A 14,655-nucleotide genomic window follows, 5' to 3' on the forward strand; every position below is an offset into this window, starting at 1 on the left:
ATTGCCCAAAGGGCGGATGGCGCCCGATCCGATGGATCGACTAACATTCCGTCATTGGTCTTATTGCGGAGTGGGCGGCGGTGTCGTTGAGGCTGCACATCCTGGCCCTGATCGGGCTTTTCCTGCTGCTGATGGCGGCGGCCGGCGGGGCGGTGATGGTCGCCAACGCCCGCGACGCCGTCCGGGCCGAAATGGCCTCAGCCCTCGAGTTGGGCGGCGTGCTGGGACTGGCGATGGCGGAGCGCGGGGAGATGCCCGACGGCATCGGCATCCTGAACGGTCTGGGGTTGCGCCACCTTCGCTTCATCGGCTCCGATGGGCTGCCACGGCCGGAACCGGCGGAACGACGGGCGCCGGACTGGTTCGCCGCGCTGATCGGCGGGGAGCCGCAGGAGCGCCGGCTGGTGGCGGGCGATCTGCGCATCGTCGCCGAGCCCTGGGACGAGATTGCCGAGGTGTGGGAGGATATGAGCGATCTCGCCGCCACGATGCTGGCGGTCGGGCTGCTGCTGATGGCGGCCGCCCATCTCGCGGTCGGTCGCGCCCTTGCACCGCTGTCGCGGCTGGAAGCCGGGGTGGAGCGGCTGCGCGCCGGCGACTATGCCTTCGCCGTCGACGGTCGCGGCGTTCCCGAACTCGACCGGCTGGGAACCGGCATCGCAGCGCTTGCCGACGGGCTGGCGGCGGCGGAGCGGGAGAACCGGCAAGCCGGCCAGCGGATCGTCGCCGCGCAGGATGCCGAAAGGCGGGAGATCGCCCGCGAAATCCACGATGAACTCGGCGCCGCCCTGTTCGCGATCAAGGTCGATGCCGGCCGCATCCTGCGCCTGCGCGACGGCGACGGCGACACCGAAGCCGCCGAGCGCGCCGGCAAGATCCTGGACACGGCGGCGGAGGTCCACCGGCTGAGCCGCCGCATCCTGGCGCGCCTGCGCCCCGCCCTGCTCGACCAGTTGCCGCTGAGCGAGGCGCTGGCCGAATTGGCCGGGGACTGGATGCGGCGCCAGCCCCACATCGCCGTGACACTCGCCATCGAACCGCCGGCGGCGGTGGCCGATCTCGACGGCTGCGACGAGGTGCTGCGGCTGACCGTCTACCGGCTGGTGCAGGAATCCCTGGTCAACGCCTTTCGCCATGCCGCGCCGTCGGTCGTCGCGGTCGGCCTGCGGATCGACCCCGATATGGTCGAGATCAGCATAACCGACGACGGCCCTGGCATGCCGAGCGGCGGGGATGCGGAGAACAGCGGCTTCGGCATTTCCGGGATGGCGGAGCGGGTCCGTACGCTTGGCGGCATCCTGTCGATCGGAACCGCGGCCGGCGGCGGCACCCGCGTGTCGGCCCGCCTGTGCCGGACGGCCCTTTCCCCATCCTCCCCGCCCGCATTGGAGCGCATGACGTGACCCGCACCATTCTTCTGGTCGACGACCATCCCATCGTCCGGGCCGGCTGCCAGCGCCTTTTGGCCGAAGCGGCGCTCGGCCGCGTGGTCGAGGCGGAGGATGTCGGCAGCGCGCTGGCCCTGTGGCGGGCAGAGCGGCCGGACGTCGTCGTCCTCGACCTCAACATCCCGGGCGACGGCGGCGGCATGGCGGTCCTGCGCAGCATCCGCGAGGAAACTCCGGCGGTGCCCGTCCTGATTTTCAGCATGCATGAGGATCCGGCCATCGCCGCCCGCGCGCTGAAAGCCGGTGCCAGGGGCTATGTCACCAAGAACGACGCCCCGGACAGCCTCGCCTCCGCCATCGGCACGGTGCTGGCCGGGCGCGTGCATCTGGACAGCGGCCTTGCCCGCGATCTGGCGCTGATGACCCTGACGCCGCCGTCCGACCCGTTGGCGGGACTGACCCAGCGCGAACGGGAAATCCTGGGTCTGGTCGGGCGAGGGCTGACCACGGCGGCCATCGCGGAGCGGCTCGGGATCAGTCAGAAGACGGTCGCCAACAGCTGTACCCAGATCAAGGACAAGCTGGGCGCCGACAGCACCCGCGCCCTGATCCGCATCGCCATCGACAACGGTCTGGCCGGCTGAAGGCCCGACCGAGCACCGCTCAGCCGCCCTTCGCCAGCGCCCGGCGGAAGGCGTCCAGCGTCTCGGCGCTGACATGGTGCTCGATGCCCTCGGCATCGATCCGCGCGGTATCGGCGCTGACGCCGAGGGAACGGAGGAAGGCCACCACCGTCTGGTGCCGTTCCCGGCTTTCCTCAGCGATCCGGCGGCCGGCGTCGGTCAGGAACACGGCACGGTACGGCTTGCGGTAGACCAGCCCGTCGGCCGCCAGCCGGTCCAGCATGCGGGCGACGGTCGGCTGCGCCACCCCCAGCCGCGCGGCGATGTCGACCTGCCGCGCCTCCTGCCCGCTTTCGATCAGGTCGGCGATCAGCTCCACATAATCCTCGGCCAGCGCGGAGCGCTGCGCCTCCCGCGTCTTGCGGAAGCCTTCGGCATGGAGTTCGGCATCGGGCAGCGCCGTCTCGGCCGGCGTGGATGCATCGCCTTCCCTGACTGTCACGCTTCACCCCCCGGAAAAGTTTTGTTCCGGAAAGTATAGCATCTTGCATACTCGATGTCCCGGTACATACTTGATTGATACCAGTTTGCAATTCGGCCGGGAGCCACACGCCGATGTCGGAAGCCGAAGCCGCCGTGCCGCCCCCCAGCGCCTGGCGATACTCCAGCCAGGACGGGGACGGCCGGCCAAGCCTGCCGGAGGTCCATGCCTCAATCGCGGTGCCGCAGGGCGGCCTGTGGCTGCGCCGGCTGCTGGCCTTCGCCGGGCCGGGCTACATGGTGTCGGTCGGCTACATGGACCCCGGCAACTGGGCGACCGATCTCGCCGGCGGGTCGCAATTCGGCTATACGCTGCTGTCCGTCATCATGCTGTCGAACCTGATGGCGATCCTGCTGCAGTCGCTTGCCGCGCGGCTGGGCATCGTCACCGGGCGCGATCTGGCCCAGGCCTGCCGCGACCATTACCCGCGCCCGATCAACCTGACGCTGTGGGTGGCATGCGAGGCGGCGATCATCGCCTGCGACCTTGCCGAGGTGATCGGCACTGCCATCGCGCTGAACCTGCTGTTCGGCATCCCGCTGATCGGCGGCGCCCTGATCACCGCGCTCGACGCCTTCCTGGTGCTGCTGCTGATGCAGCGGGGTTTCCGCTATCTCGAGGCCTTCGTCGTCGCCCTGCTGACCATCATCGCCGGCTGCTTCCTGGTGCAGATCGTCGCCGCTGCCCCGCCGGTCGCCGCCGTCCTCCACGGCTTCATCCCGACGACGGAAGTGGTGACCAACCCCGGCATGCTCTATGTCGCCATCGGCATCCTCGGCGCCACGGTGATGCCGCACAACCTGTACCTCCACTCCTCCATCGTGCAGACGCGGGCCTATCCGCGGACGGAGGAGGGGCGGCGCGACGCCATCACCTGGGCCACGGTCGACAGCACCATCGCACTGATGCTGGCCCTGTTCGTCAACGCCGCCATCCTGATCCTGGCCGCCAGCGTCTTCCATGGCAGCGGCCATACCGAGGTGGCGGAGATCGGCGAGGCGTTCGAGCTGCTGTCGCCGCTGCTCGGCCTCGGCATCGCCTCCACCCTGTTCGCCGTGGCGCTGTTGGCGTCGGGCCTGAACTCCACGGTGACGGCGACGCTGGCCGGGCAGATCGTGATGGAGGGGTTCCTGCGGCTTCGCCTGCCGCACTGGGCGCGCCGGCTGCTGACCCGTGGGCTCGCCATCATCCCGGTGGTGGTGGTGACGGCGCTCTATGGTGAAAGCGGCACGGCGCAGCTGCTGGTGTTCAGCCAGGTCGTGCTCTCGATGCAGCTTCCGTTCGCGGTCATCCCGCTGGTCCGCTTCGTCACCGACCGCGGCAAGATGGGCCGCTTCGCCGTTCCCGGCTGGATCGCCGGCCTGTCCTGGATCGTCGCCGGCGTCATCGTCGTGCTGAACCTGAAGCTGCTCTACGACACGGTTCTCGGCTGATCCTTGTTGTGCAATTGAAGGGACGCTTTATCTGAGGCAACGTCCCGTTCGTTTGCGCATTTTCGCGGAGGACCAGAGATGACCATCGGCCGGCGTCCGACGATTTGGGCCTTGCGCGGCGGATGCCTCGCCGCCGCCCTTCTGGCGAGTTCTTGCGCCAACCCGCAGGCGGAACTGGCGCTGCGCGCACCCGCGGCGATGGTCGGCATGAGCAAGGCCGGCCTGCTGTCCTGTGCCGGGGTGCCGGAACGCTCCGCCGTCGCCGGCGATGCGGAATATCTGGTCTACACCCGCCGGCAGACGCTGGTCGACCGCGATGTGGATTGGGAGCCTAGCCCCTGGCTCGGCCCACGCGGCCCAATGCTGTGGCAGCGCGACGTGACCACATGGTCGCGCACCTACAGCTGCGAAGCCACCTTCGAACTGCATGGCGGGCAGGTCACCGCCGTCCACTACAACGACCGGCGCGATCCCACGCTCTGCTACCAGATCGTCGGAAATTGCGTACGGTAAAGGCCGACTGCCGGCGAACGGTCCAACCGATTCCGGTTGGCATGCGCCCAATGGCATGAGCCTATGTGACTTTCCGGAGATCATCTTGTGATTGGCTGCGCCGGACGGGCCGGGCGGCTATGCTCCCCGCCGCGGTGAAGGATCGAAAGCGGGGGAGAGGGCATGGCGACCAGACGGCGAAAGCTGCCACGCAAGCGCAAGGGCCGGCAGGCGACCGCGGTTCGCGGCGCGGCGGCGGAGCCGATCAACACGGGCCGGCCGTCCCAAGGCGGTCTGACCACCGCCGTGAGAGGGACGTCGGCGGCGGCCACGGCCAAGGCGGCCAAGGCCCGCGGCCGGGTGCGCTACGTGCCCACCCCCGATGCCGCCGCCGGACGCTTCCTCAGCCCGGAGCAGCAGTTTCTGCTGAAGAAGCGGCGAGAGGCGGAACAGCGCGAAGCCAAGGACCGCCGCACCGCCTTCGCCATCATCCTGGTGCTGGTCCTGCTGGTGGCCGGGGCGGTCGCCGGTCTGGTCTGGCTCTGGCGCTCATCCGCGCTTTGACCTGAACGCCGCCCGGACTTCGTGCCGTCAGTGCGTCGCCCCGGAAAGCGCGGCGGCATAGCGCTCCGCCAGCAGCGGGCTGGCAGCGGCGCAGGCCTCGGCGACGAGGCGGGAGCCCTCGACATAGGCTTCGGCCCGTTCGACGCTCCAGGACAGCGGGCGTTCGACCGCCAGCGCCTGCAGAATCGAGATCTGCTCGGCCAGCTTGATGCGCTTGGCCCCCTCCGGCGCGGCGGCGAGGCGCGCGGCCTGGATCGCCTTGCGCTCGGAAATCGCCTTGCCGACATCCTCCGGCGCGTCGCTGACCGCAGCGACGAGGTCGGCGACCTCCCGGCCGAAGCGCTCGGCCAGATCGGCAACGGTGGTCAGCCCGTCCTCGACCGCGTCGTGCAGCCAGGCCGCGGCGATCTCGACCGGGGTTCCGCCGGCCTGCGACACCAGTTCCGCCGTTTCCGACAGGTGCGAAACGAAGGGCGTGCGCGCCCGGTCGGGCCGATAGGTGCCTTCGTGCAGTTCCGCCGCATAGCGCAACGCCGCGACGATCACGTCCTTGTCCATAGACATATGCTCTCCTCCGTGCCGCTGTCAGGCAGGCGGGCGGCGCCTGCGGCGGGACGGCGACGACGGCTGGTCCCGAAGGCTTGGCAGCGGATGCGGCGATGGTCCGCCCACGCAGGGCCGAAGTCCAGACCCTCGGCCGGCGGCAGATCGCCGCGGCCCGGCCGGCACGGAGATCACGCGGGCGTCAGGACCCGCGACGGGGCGGCATAGACGGTGAAGCGGCCGTCGCGCACATAGGCGACCACCCCCACGCCGACCGCCTCGGCGAATCCCACACAGAGCGATGTCGGGGCGGAAATGGCGGCGATCAGCGGGATGCCGGCCGCCGCGGTCTTGTGGACCATCTCGAAGGAGCAGCGGCTCGACACCACGACGAAGCCGTCGGCGGGATCGACACATGCGCGGGCCAGCGCGCCGATCAGCTTGTCGAGCGCATTGTGCCGCCCGACATCCTCGCGCACGGCGACCAGCCGCCCGTCGGGACGGGCAAAGCCGGCGGCATGGACGGCCCCGGTCGCCCGGTTCAGCCGCTGCCCCGACGGCAGGGCGGCCATGGCGCGGCGGATCGCGTCGGGCGCGATGCGGGCGGTGGAGCGGACGGGGTCGAGCGGGCGCAGAGCCTCCACGAAGCTGTCGGTGCCGCAGCGCCCGCAGCCGGAGCCGCCCATCAGGTTGCGCTTGCGCCGCAGCAACGCGGCCAGCCGCTCCACCGGCAGTTCCATGCGGATGCGCACCCCGTCCGTCACCTCGTCGATGGCGGTGACGGCCAGTTCCCCGGCGCTGCCGACGATTCCCTCGCTCAGCGAGAATCCGGTGGCGAAATCCTCAAGGTCTGTCGGGGTCGCCAGCATGACGGAGAACAGGCCGCCGGCATAGACCAGACCGACCGGCACCTCGTCGATGACCGTCTCCTCCCGCTCTGCCATCGCGGTTCCGGTGCAGACGGTCGCCGGCACCAGCCTGACACCCTCACGGGAAAGCGGGCGCGACAGGGCTGGCGGCGCGGGCGATGGGGCCGCCCAGGCGGTTGCGTGATCCATGATGTGGCCGGGACCCTGGCTGCGGTGGACGGGCGGGTGAGGACGAGCGCCGGCCGATCCGTTCGCCGCAGCGCGCAGATATAACGCCGGAGCCGGACCATCGGTCCCGGCGTCATGCCTGCGTTGCCGAATTAAGGTCCGACAGCCCCGTCGGCATCGTCGCCGACCACGTCGTCCTCCGTCATGCCGAAGGCCGCACCCGGCTTCCGGTCCATCTCAGACGCCATATCGTCGTCTTCGGTGATGTCCTCTTCGGCGTCGCTCATGCTGTCCTCGTCGGCGAGCGAGGTATCGGTGGTGTGCATCCAGCTGTTCTCGTCCGCCATCAGTTCGACGATCTCCTCCTCGGGTTCGTCGGTCTCCACGATCTTCTGGTGGCCGCGGACCAGATTTTCGCGCAGGTCGGGCAGCGACAGCGTCTCGTCCGCGATCTCGCGCAGCGCGACGACCGGGTTCTTGTCGTTGTCGCGGTCGATCGACAGCGGCGCACCGCCGGCGATCTGGCGGGCACGCTGCGCCGCCATCACCACCAGATCGAAACGGTTGGGGATGAGAAGGACGCAATCCTCGACGGTGACACGGGCCATTCCACAAATACTCCAGGCAAAGAACAAGGCTTTTCAGGGGCGGCCGGCAACCGCACCAACCCCTCGACCATTCAACAGCGCCGGCGGCCATTCGTACCCCCGCTCACTGGTCATATCGCATCGGAGGAATGGGGACCTGCCCCATCGGGGCGGGCCCTCATGCGATCTTGCGGGTCTACAGCGGTAATCCGCCACGTCGGCGCGGACGAAAGCCGCCGCCGGCTGTTCAAGTGCCGTCGCTCCCCGCCCGTACATGGTTCATGCCCACCGCCAGACCCTCTCCCCGGTCCTCCGCCCGGATCGCCCAGACCGACAGCCAGTTCGCCGAACGCCTCGCCCGCAGGGAGAGGCAGCAGGACCTGCTGGCCCGCTTCGGCATCGCCGCCGTGAAAAGCGCCGACATCGACGCCCTGTTGCAAGAGGCGACCGCGCTCTGCGCCGAAGGGCTGGAGGCCGAACTGTGCAAGGCACTGGAAAGGGTGACGGATGCGGACGGTGCCGAGCGCCTGCTGGTCCTCGCCGGTGTCGGCTGGAACCCCGGCGTGGTCGGGCACCGCTCGCTCGACGCCGACCTCGCCTCCCCCGCCGGCTATGCGCTGAAGACGGGCGAGCCGGTGATCTCCAATGATCTCGGCATCGAATCCCGCTTCCGCTGTCCCGACCTGCTGGCCGAACATGGGGTGAAGCGCGCCATCAACGTCATCATCCGTGGCGAGGGCGAGCCGTTCGGCGTGCTGGAGGTCGACAGCCGCCGCGACGGCCGCTTCGACACCGCCGACGCCGCCTTTCTCCAGGGGGTCGCCACCCTGCTGGGCGCCGCCATCGACCGCGCCCGCGACGCAGCCGAACGCCTGCGCACCGAGACGCTGCTGCGCGAGAACGAGACGCAGTTCCGCAGCCTCGCCAACCTGATCCCGCAATTGACCTGGATGGCGGACGCCAACGGCGCCGTCTATTGGTACAACCGGCGCTGGTACGAGTTCACCGGCGCCGAGCCGGGCGAGACCGAAGGCTGGAACTGGCGGAGCGTCCACCATCCCGACCATGTCGACCGCGCTTCGGACGGCTTCTTCCGCGCGATCCGGGCGGGGGAACCATGGGAGGATACCTTCCCACTGCGCGGCAAGGACGGCAAATACCGCTGGTTCCTGTCCCGCGCGGTGCCGGTGCTCGGCAGGGACGGCCGCATCCTGCGCTGGCTCGGCACCAACACCGACGTCACCGAACAGCGCCGCGCCGAATCCCGGGTGATGGAGGCGGAGCGACGGATGCAGCTGGCGCTCCGCGCCGCGCGGATCGGCGCCTGGTCCTGGAACCTGGAGGATGACCGCATCGAGGCCGATGCCCGGCTGCGCGAAATCTTCGACTTCACGGGCGACGAGCCGATCCGCGGACAGGACGTGACCGGCCGCGTCCATCCCGACGACCAGCCGCGGATCGGCCAGATCATCGACACCGCCCGCCGCCGGCGCGGCGAATATGACGCCGAATTCCGCATCCAGCTGCCGTCGGGCGAGGTGCGCTGGGCGGTGGCGCGCGGCGTGGTGACCGACGGCACGCCGGAGCGCAGCCTGACCCTGATCGGCGTCACCTGGGACACCACCGACGCCAAACGGGCGGAGGAGAGGCTGCGCCTCAGCGAAGCCCGCTTCCGCTCGCTGGTCGAGGCGACCGCCGCCATCGTCTGGAGCACGTCCGGCGCCGGCCGTTTCGAGACCCCGCAGCCGAGCTGGAGCAGCTTCACCGGCCAGACCTTCGACGAGCTGAAGGGCACCGGCTGGGTCGAGGCCATCCACCCCGACGACCGCCCCCACACCTCGGAGGCCTGGCGCGCCGCGCGGGCGGGGAAGACCGTCTACAAGGCGGAGCACCGCCTGCGCCGCTACGACGGCGTCTATCGCGACATGCTGGTCCGCGCCGTGCCGCTTTTGGACGCCGGCGGCACCGTGCAGGAATGGGTCGGCGTCCACACCGACATCACCACCCGCCGCCGGGCGGAGGAGGCGCTGCGCGAGACGGAGGAACGTTACCGGCTGGCGGCGCAGGCGACCAACGACGCAATCTGGGACTGGAACCTGTCGTCCGACCGCATCCATTGGAACGAGGCGGTGCGCACCCTCTTCGGCTATGGCGAGGATGTGTCGGAGACCTCCGCCTCCTGGTGGATGGACCATATCCATCCCGACGACCAGGACCATGTGGTGACCGGCATCCATGCGGTGATCGACGGCGGCGGCACGCGCTGGAACGACGAATACCGCTTCCGCCGCGCCGACGGCAGCTATGCCAGCATCCTCGACCGCGGCTTCGTCCTGCGCAGCCCGATCGGCCAGCCGTTGCGCATGATCGGCGCCATGCAGGACATCAGCGTGCGCAAGCGCGCGGAAGAGGAGCTGGAGGCCGCCCGCCTCGCCGCCGAGGAGGCCAACCGGGCCAAGAGCCTGTTCATCGCCAACATGAGCCACGAGCTGCGCACCCCGCTCAGCGCCGTCATCGGCTACACCGAGATGCTGGAGGAGGAGCTGGCCGACCTCGGCGTCGACAGCATGCTGCCCGACCTGGAGAAGATCGAGGCCAACGCCCGCCATCTGCTGACCCTCATCAACGGCGTCCTCGACATCTCCAAGATCGAGGCCGGCAAGATGGAGGTGCATGGCGAGGACGCCGACGTCGCCGACCTGACGCGCGAGGTCGCCGCGACGGTGGAAGCGCTGGTGTCGAAGAAGGGCAACCGGCTGGCGGTGGAGGTGGCGGACAACGTGGGCCGCATGCACACCGACGTGGTGAAGGTGCGCCAATGCCTGTTCAACCTGTTGAGCAACGCCGCGAAGTTCACCGAGAACGGCACCGTCACCCTGTCGGTGGAACGGTCACCCGCCACACCTGCGGACATGGTCGTCTTCCGCGTCACCGACACCGGCATCGGCATGTCGCCGGAACAGGTCCGCCGGCTGTTCGAACGCTTCATGCAAGCCGACAGTTCCACCACCCGCCGTTTCGGCGGGAGCGGGCTGGGTCTGGCGATCACCAAGGCCTTCGCCGACATGCTGGGCGGGGAGGTCGCGATCGACACCGCGCCGGCCAAGGGAACCAGCTTCACCCTGCGCCTGCCGGCCGACCTGCGGCACGGCCGCCTGTCCGGCGCAGCTGATTCCAACCCGATCCGCCTCGAAGAGCTGCCGTCGGCACAGTCCGCGCGCGAGACGATCCTGATCATCGACGACGAACAGGCGATGCGCGAACTCCTCGCCCGCTTCCTGCACCGCGAGGGCTACGGCGTGGCGCTGGCCGCCGACGGGCAGACCGGCCTGTCCATCGCCCGGCAAATCCGCCCGCGCGCCATCCTGCTCGACGTGATGATGCCGCGCACCGACGGCTGGTCGGTGCTGTCGGTGCTGAAGGCCGAACCCGACCTCGCCGACATTCCGGTCATCATCATTTCGTCCCGCCGCGAGAAGGGGCTGGCGCTGTCGCTGGGGGCTGCCGACTATTTCACCAAGCCGGTGGACTGGCAGCGCCTGCACCGGGTGCTGAGCGGCCTCAGCGGGCAGGCGCCAGGCTCGGCGCTGGTGCTGATGGAGGCCGACGAGACGCGCGCCCTACTGGGAACCGAACTGGAGCGCGACGGCTGGCAGGTCGGCGAAGCGGAGACGGAGGCGGACGCCTTCCGCCAACTCGCCGCCGCCATCCCGACCGTGATCCTGCTTGATCCCTATATGGCGGGGATGGACGGCTTCGCCTTCCTCAAGGCGCTGTGCCGCAACCCGGACTGGAGCCGCATTCCCGTCATCGTCGTCGCCGCCCAGGAGATCGGGCGCGACGAGACCGAGGAACTGCGCGGCCGGGTCCGCGACATCATCCCGATGGCAGAGGATGGATCGGACGGGATGATCGAAGAGTTGAAGGAAGCGATCGCACGCCTGCGGCCCCCTCCACCCGAACCGGGAACGGGAGCGGGACGGGCGGACGGAAGGAGAGGTACCGATGGCTAAGCTGCTGCTGGTCGAGGATCACGAGGAAATCTGGGACTTCCTGTCGCGCCGGCTGAAGCGGCGCGGGTACGACGTCGTTCTTGCCTTCGACGGCCGCCAGGGCGTGGACATGGCGCGCGACGAGCGGCCGGACGTCATCCTGCTCGACATGAACCTGCCGGTCATCGACGGCTGGACCGCCGCCCGAGAATTGAAGGCGGGCCAGGAGACCGCCGGCATCCCGATCATCGCCCTGACCGCCCACGCCATGTCCGGTGACCGCGAGAAGACCTTGCAGGCGGGCTGCGACGACTACCACCCGAAGCCCATCGATTTCTCCCGCCTGCTGACCCAGATCGACACCGCCATGCAGCGCGGGCCGCAACCGGCCGGGGAGTAGCCGCAGGATGACCCAAGCCAAGCCAAGCCTGCCCAAGCCCAACCTGCTGACGCGGCTGTTCGGCGGCGCGCCGGATGCGCCCGCCCCGGCCCCATCCCCCGCTCCCACCTCCGCCGGATCTGCGGAAACCGGCGAGGCGAGGACGCGCTTGGGACACGAGCCGGTGCTGCACACCATGCTGGCCCGCCAGATTCTGGACGCCCATCTGCGCAACCGCCACCAGCTGCTCGACCGCGCGCCGGCGGATTTCCGCGGATTCGGCGCGGAGGAGACCGATCTGCTGGTCCGCGCCATGGCCGCCGCCGCCCATGCCGACGGCGAGCTGGACGCGACGGAGCGCGGCCGGATCCGGAGCAGGCTCAACACCAGCAGCCTGGACGAGGAGGACCGCGACCGCCTGCAGCGGCAGGTCGAGGAGCCGCAATGCCTGGAGGAGCTGATCCGCCGGGTCGACGGCCCACGGATGGCCGCGCGCTTCTACGCCGTCTCGCTGGCGACGGTGGACAAGCACGCGCCGATCAACCGGTCCTACCTGCGCTATCTCGCCCAGCGCCTGGGCCTTCCCGCCGATCTGGTGGTCAGGCTCAACCGGCAGATGGGGCTGCGGCTGTAGGGCCGCCGCACCCGTTCACACATCCTGCCCGCTGGCGCTGAGTTCGCCCAGCGCGTCGCGGATCGTGCCGGTTTCCAGCAGCAGCCGGCGCGAGATGTCGCTCAGGGTCAGCCAGCCGACCACCTGCCCGCCCTCGTCCAGCACCGGCAGGCGCCGCACGTGATAGGCGCCCATGATGTCCATGGCGGTGGCCAGCGTGTCGGTGTCGCGGCAGGTGAACAGCGCGCTGGACATCGCCTCGCGCACCCGGACCCGTGTGTTGTCGCCGCCCTCCGCCACCACGCGGAACAGGATGTCGCGGTCGGTCAGAATGCCCACAAGATCGTCGGCCGAGCCGACCGGCAGGGCGCCGACGTCCAGTTCGCCCATCAGCGTCGCGGCGTCCTGCACGGTGGCGTCCGGCGAGATGAACTCCAGCGCCTTCGCCATGATCTCGGAAACCTGCACGGTCGTCTTCCTCGTTGTTCCGGTTTGGGGAACGGAGTCCCCGCTCCCGTTGTTCCTCGCCCCACTCATCCGCCGAGCGGCCAGACCGTGACGATCAGGAAGGTGCCCAGCGTCAGGATGATCAGCGACAGCGGCACGCCCAGCCGCGGGTAATCGCCGAAACGGTAGCCGCCCGGTCCCATCACCAGCGTGTTGCACTGGTGGCCGATGGGCGTCAGGAAATCGCTGCCGGCCCCGACCGCCACCGCCATCAGGAACGGGTCGGGGCTCAGCCCCAGCTGCTGCGCCATCCCGGCCCCGATGGGCGCCATCACCAGCACCGTCGCGGCATTGTTCAGGAAGGGCGTCACTGCCATTGCCGCCGCCATGATCAGCGTCACACAGGCCACCGCCGGCAGTCCGCGCGCCGCATCGGCCAGCAGGGTGGAGATCACCTCCGTCGCGCCTGTGCTCTCCAGCGTGCCGCTGACCGGGATCAAGGCCGCGAGCAGGATGATGATCGGCCACTCCACCGCGTGATAGGCATCCTCGACGCTCAGCACGCCGGTAACGACCATCGCCGCCGCCGCCGCCAGGAAGGTCACCGCCAGCGGCGCCAGATGGAAGGCAAGGACCAGCATGGTGATGACGAGGATCCCGACCGGCACCCAGACCGGCCGCCGCCGGCCGATCTGCAGGCGGCGTTCCGCCAGCGGGATCAGCCCGGCATCGGCCAGCGCATCGGGATAGCGCTCCGCCGGCACCTGGAGCAGCAGCAGGTCGCCCTCCCGGAACATCACATGGTGCAGGCGCCGGGCGATCCGCTCGCCGGTGCGGCTGACCGCCAGCAGGCTGACGCCGAACCGGCCGCGCAAGTCCAGCTTCCGATCGGACTGGCCGGTCAGCGGCGAGTCCGGCGTCACCACCGCCTCCACCGCCAGCAGCTCGCCCTCCACCCCCTCCAGGATGCCCAGCGGCTCCAGCGACGCGCCCTGGACGAGGCGCTGCAGCGCCGGGGCGTCGCCCTCCAGCACCAGCACGTCGTCGGCCAGCAGGGTCCAGTGCCGGTCGGGCACATAGCGGCGGAACCTCTCGCGGACCAGTCCGATCACCTGCGCCTCGCCCTCCGCCAGCGCCTCGACGTCGGCGACGGTGCGGCCGACAAAGGACGATCCGGCCGGCAACCTCATCTCGCTGGCGTAATTCTCAACGGCGAAGGTCTCCTCGGCCGACCGGGCACCGCCGCGGTCCTGGGGCAGCAGGCGCCAGCCGACCATCAGGAACAGCAGCCCGACGACGGTGATGCCCAGCCCGACCGGCAGATAGTCGAACATCGAGAAGGGCTGGCCCGTCAACTCGGCCCGCACGCGCGAGACGATGATGTTGGGGGAGGTGCCGACCAGCGTCATCAGCCCGCCCATCAGCGAGGCGAAGGCCATCGGCATCAGCACCCGGTGCGCTCCGGTCCGGTGCCGCCGTGCCAGTTGCATGGTGATCGGCAGGAAGATGGCGAGCGCACCGATGTTCTTCATCAGCGCCGACATGAAGGCCACTGATCCGCACAGGAAGGCGATCTGCCGCGTCGGCGTGCTGAGCTTCGCCGCCACCGGCCGCACCAGCGCGTCGATCACGCCGGAGCGGGCGATACCGGCGCTGACGATCAGGGCGGAGGCGATGATGATGACGATGTCGTCGGCGAAGCCGGAAAACGCCTCCTTCGCCGGGACCAGCCCCAGGAAAACGCCGGCCAGCAGGGCCAGCACCGCAACCACATCGTAACGCAGCCTGTTCCAGATCAGCATCGCCACCACGATGCCCACCAGCGCGAAGGCCATGAACTGCTGCAGGGTCATCGGGGGGTCCGTCCGTTGATATCGCCCGCTGGTAACCCCGCGGCACCCCGCTGGTTCCCGCAGCGCCCGCGCTTGGGCACCGAAGGCCCTTGCCGCCCTCCCGAATCGCCAATTCCGGCACGGTTCCACAGAAGACGTCATTTCCAGAACCGAATTCCGGGAA

14 protein-coding genes are annotated in these 14,655 nt (G+C 69.7%); 8 read left to right on the forward strand and 6 right to left on the reverse strand.

Annotation, left to right across the window (positions count from 1 at the left end):
- Positions 1-80 precede the first annotated feature (80 nt).
- Together PWS46_RS15340 and PWS46_RS15345 are read left to right on the forward strand one after the other, a co-directional pair.
- The gene (locus tag PWS46_RS15340; RefSeq protein ID WP_434621813.1) at positions 81-1,403 is read left to right on the forward strand and encodes an ATP-binding protein; all 1,323 of its coding nucleotides are present in this window, start codon (positions 81-83) and stop codon (positions 1,401-1,403) included.
- On the forward strand, positions 1,400-2,032 hold the full coding sequence (locus PWS46_RS15345) for a response regulator transcription factor (RefSeq protein ID WP_434621815.1): 633 nt from the start codon (positions 1,400-1,402) through the stop codon (positions 2,030-2,032). Before PWS46_RS15340 ends, PWS46_RS15345 begins: the two co-directional genes overlap by 4 nt.
- A gap of 19 nt (positions 2,033-2,051) precedes the next feature.
- Here PWS46_RS15345 and mntR read toward each other — a convergent pair whose 3' ends face one another.
- Positions 2,052-2,513 carry a manganese-binding transcriptional regulator MntR gene (gene mntR, locus PWS46_RS15350; RefSeq protein ID WP_434621817.1) on the reverse strand — a complete coding sequence of 154 codons (462 nt, stop codon included), beginning with the start codon at positions 2,511-2,513 and terminating at the stop codon, positions 2,052-2,054.
- A gap of 113 nt (positions 2,514-2,626) precedes the next feature.
- On the opposite strand from mntR, the gene PWS46_RS15355 reads away from it, so the two are divergent.
- The 3 genes from PWS46_RS15355 to PWS46_RS15365 all read left to right on the forward strand — a co-directional run bounded on the left by PWS46_RS15355 (position 2,627) and on the right by PWS46_RS15365 (position 5,041).
- On the forward strand, positions 2,627-3,985 hold the full coding sequence (locus PWS46_RS15355; RefSeq protein ID WP_434621819.1) for an Nramp family divalent metal transporter: 1,359 nt from the start codon (positions 2,627-2,629) through the stop codon (positions 3,983-3,985).
- 78 nt (positions 3,986-4,063) lie between these two features.
- Entirely contained in the window at positions 4,064-4,498 is a 435-nt protein-coding gene (locus tag PWS46_RS15360) for a hypothetical protein (protein ID WP_434621821.1), read from the forward strand.
- Between the two features lie 162 nt (positions 4,499-4,660).
- Positions 4,661-5,041 carry a hypothetical protein gene (locus PWS46_RS15365; RefSeq protein WP_434621823.1) on the forward strand — a complete coding sequence of 127 codons (381 nt, stop codon included), beginning with the start codon at positions 4,661-4,663 and terminating at the stop codon, positions 5,039-5,041.
- A gap of 27 nt (positions 5,042-5,068) precedes the next feature.
- On the opposite strand, the gene PWS46_RS15370 is transcribed toward PWS46_RS15365, so the two are convergent.
- From PWS46_RS15370 to rpoZ, 3 genes are all read right to left on the reverse strand, one after another.
- Positions 5,069-5,605 (reverse strand): HD domain-containing protein, encoded by a 537-nt coding sequence (locus tag PWS46_RS15370; protein ID WP_434621825.1) that lies wholly within the window; start codon positions 5,603-5,605, stop codon positions 5,069-5,071.
- A 170-nt stretch (positions 5,606-5,775) separates the two neighbouring features.
- Positions 5,776-6,642, reverse strand: coding sequence for a formate dehydrogenase accessory sulfurtransferase FdhD (fdhD, locus tag PWS46_RS15375; protein WP_434621827.1), 867 nt, complete (start codon positions 6,640-6,642; stop codon positions 5,776-5,778).
- Between the two features lie 131 nt (positions 6,643-6,773).
- Positions 6,774-7,229 carry a DNA-directed RNA polymerase subunit omega gene (gene rpoZ / locus PWS46_RS15380; RefSeq protein ID WP_434621829.1) on the reverse strand — a complete coding sequence of 152 codons (456 nt, stop codon included), beginning with the start codon at positions 7,227-7,229 and terminating at the stop codon, positions 6,774-6,776.
- A 260-nt stretch (positions 7,230-7,489) separates the two neighbouring features.
- Between rpoZ and PWS46_RS15385 the strand changes: the two genes are divergently transcribed.
- From PWS46_RS15385 to PWS46_RS15395, 3 genes are read left to right on the forward strand one after another with little or no spacing between them, the layout of a single operon-like run.
- Positions 7,490-11,221 carry a PAS domain-containing protein gene (locus tag PWS46_RS15385; RefSeq protein WP_434621831.1) on the forward strand — a complete coding sequence of 1,244 codons (3,732 nt, stop codon included), beginning with the start codon at positions 7,490-7,492 and terminating at the stop codon, positions 11,219-11,221.
- A complete protein-coding gene (locus PWS46_RS15390) occupies positions 11,214-11,600 on the forward strand; it encodes a response regulator (protein WP_434621833.1) in 387 nt (128 codons plus the stop codon). Before PWS46_RS15385 ends, PWS46_RS15390 begins: the two co-directional genes overlap by 8 nt.
- A gap of 7 nt (positions 11,601-11,607) precedes the next feature.
- Positions 11,608-12,213 carry a DUF533 domain-containing protein gene (locus tag PWS46_RS15395; protein ID WP_434621835.1) on the forward strand — a complete coding sequence of 202 codons (606 nt, stop codon included), beginning with the start codon at positions 11,608-11,610 and terminating at the stop codon, positions 12,211-12,213.
- A gap of 15 nt (positions 12,214-12,228) precedes the next feature.
- Here the strand turns inward: PWS46_RS15395 and PWS46_RS15400 are convergent, their stop codons facing one another.
- Positions 12,229-12,660, reverse strand: coding sequence for a CBS domain-containing protein (locus PWS46_RS15400; protein WP_434621837.1), 432 nt, complete (start codon positions 12,658-12,660; stop codon positions 12,229-12,231).
- 65 nt (positions 12,661-12,725) lie between these two features.
- The gene (locus PWS46_RS15405; protein ID WP_434621839.1) at positions 12,726-14,492 is read right to left on the reverse strand and encodes an SLC13 family permease; all 1,767 of its coding nucleotides are present in this window, start codon (positions 14,490-14,492) and stop codon (positions 12,726-12,728) included.
- Positions 14,493-14,655: the final 163 nt, after the last annotated feature.

It is taken from the genome of Azospirillum sp. B2RO_4 (assembly GCF_051124815.1).
Classification (GTDB): domain Bacteria; phylum Pseudomonadota; class Alphaproteobacteria; order Azospirillales; family Azospirillaceae; genus Azospirillum.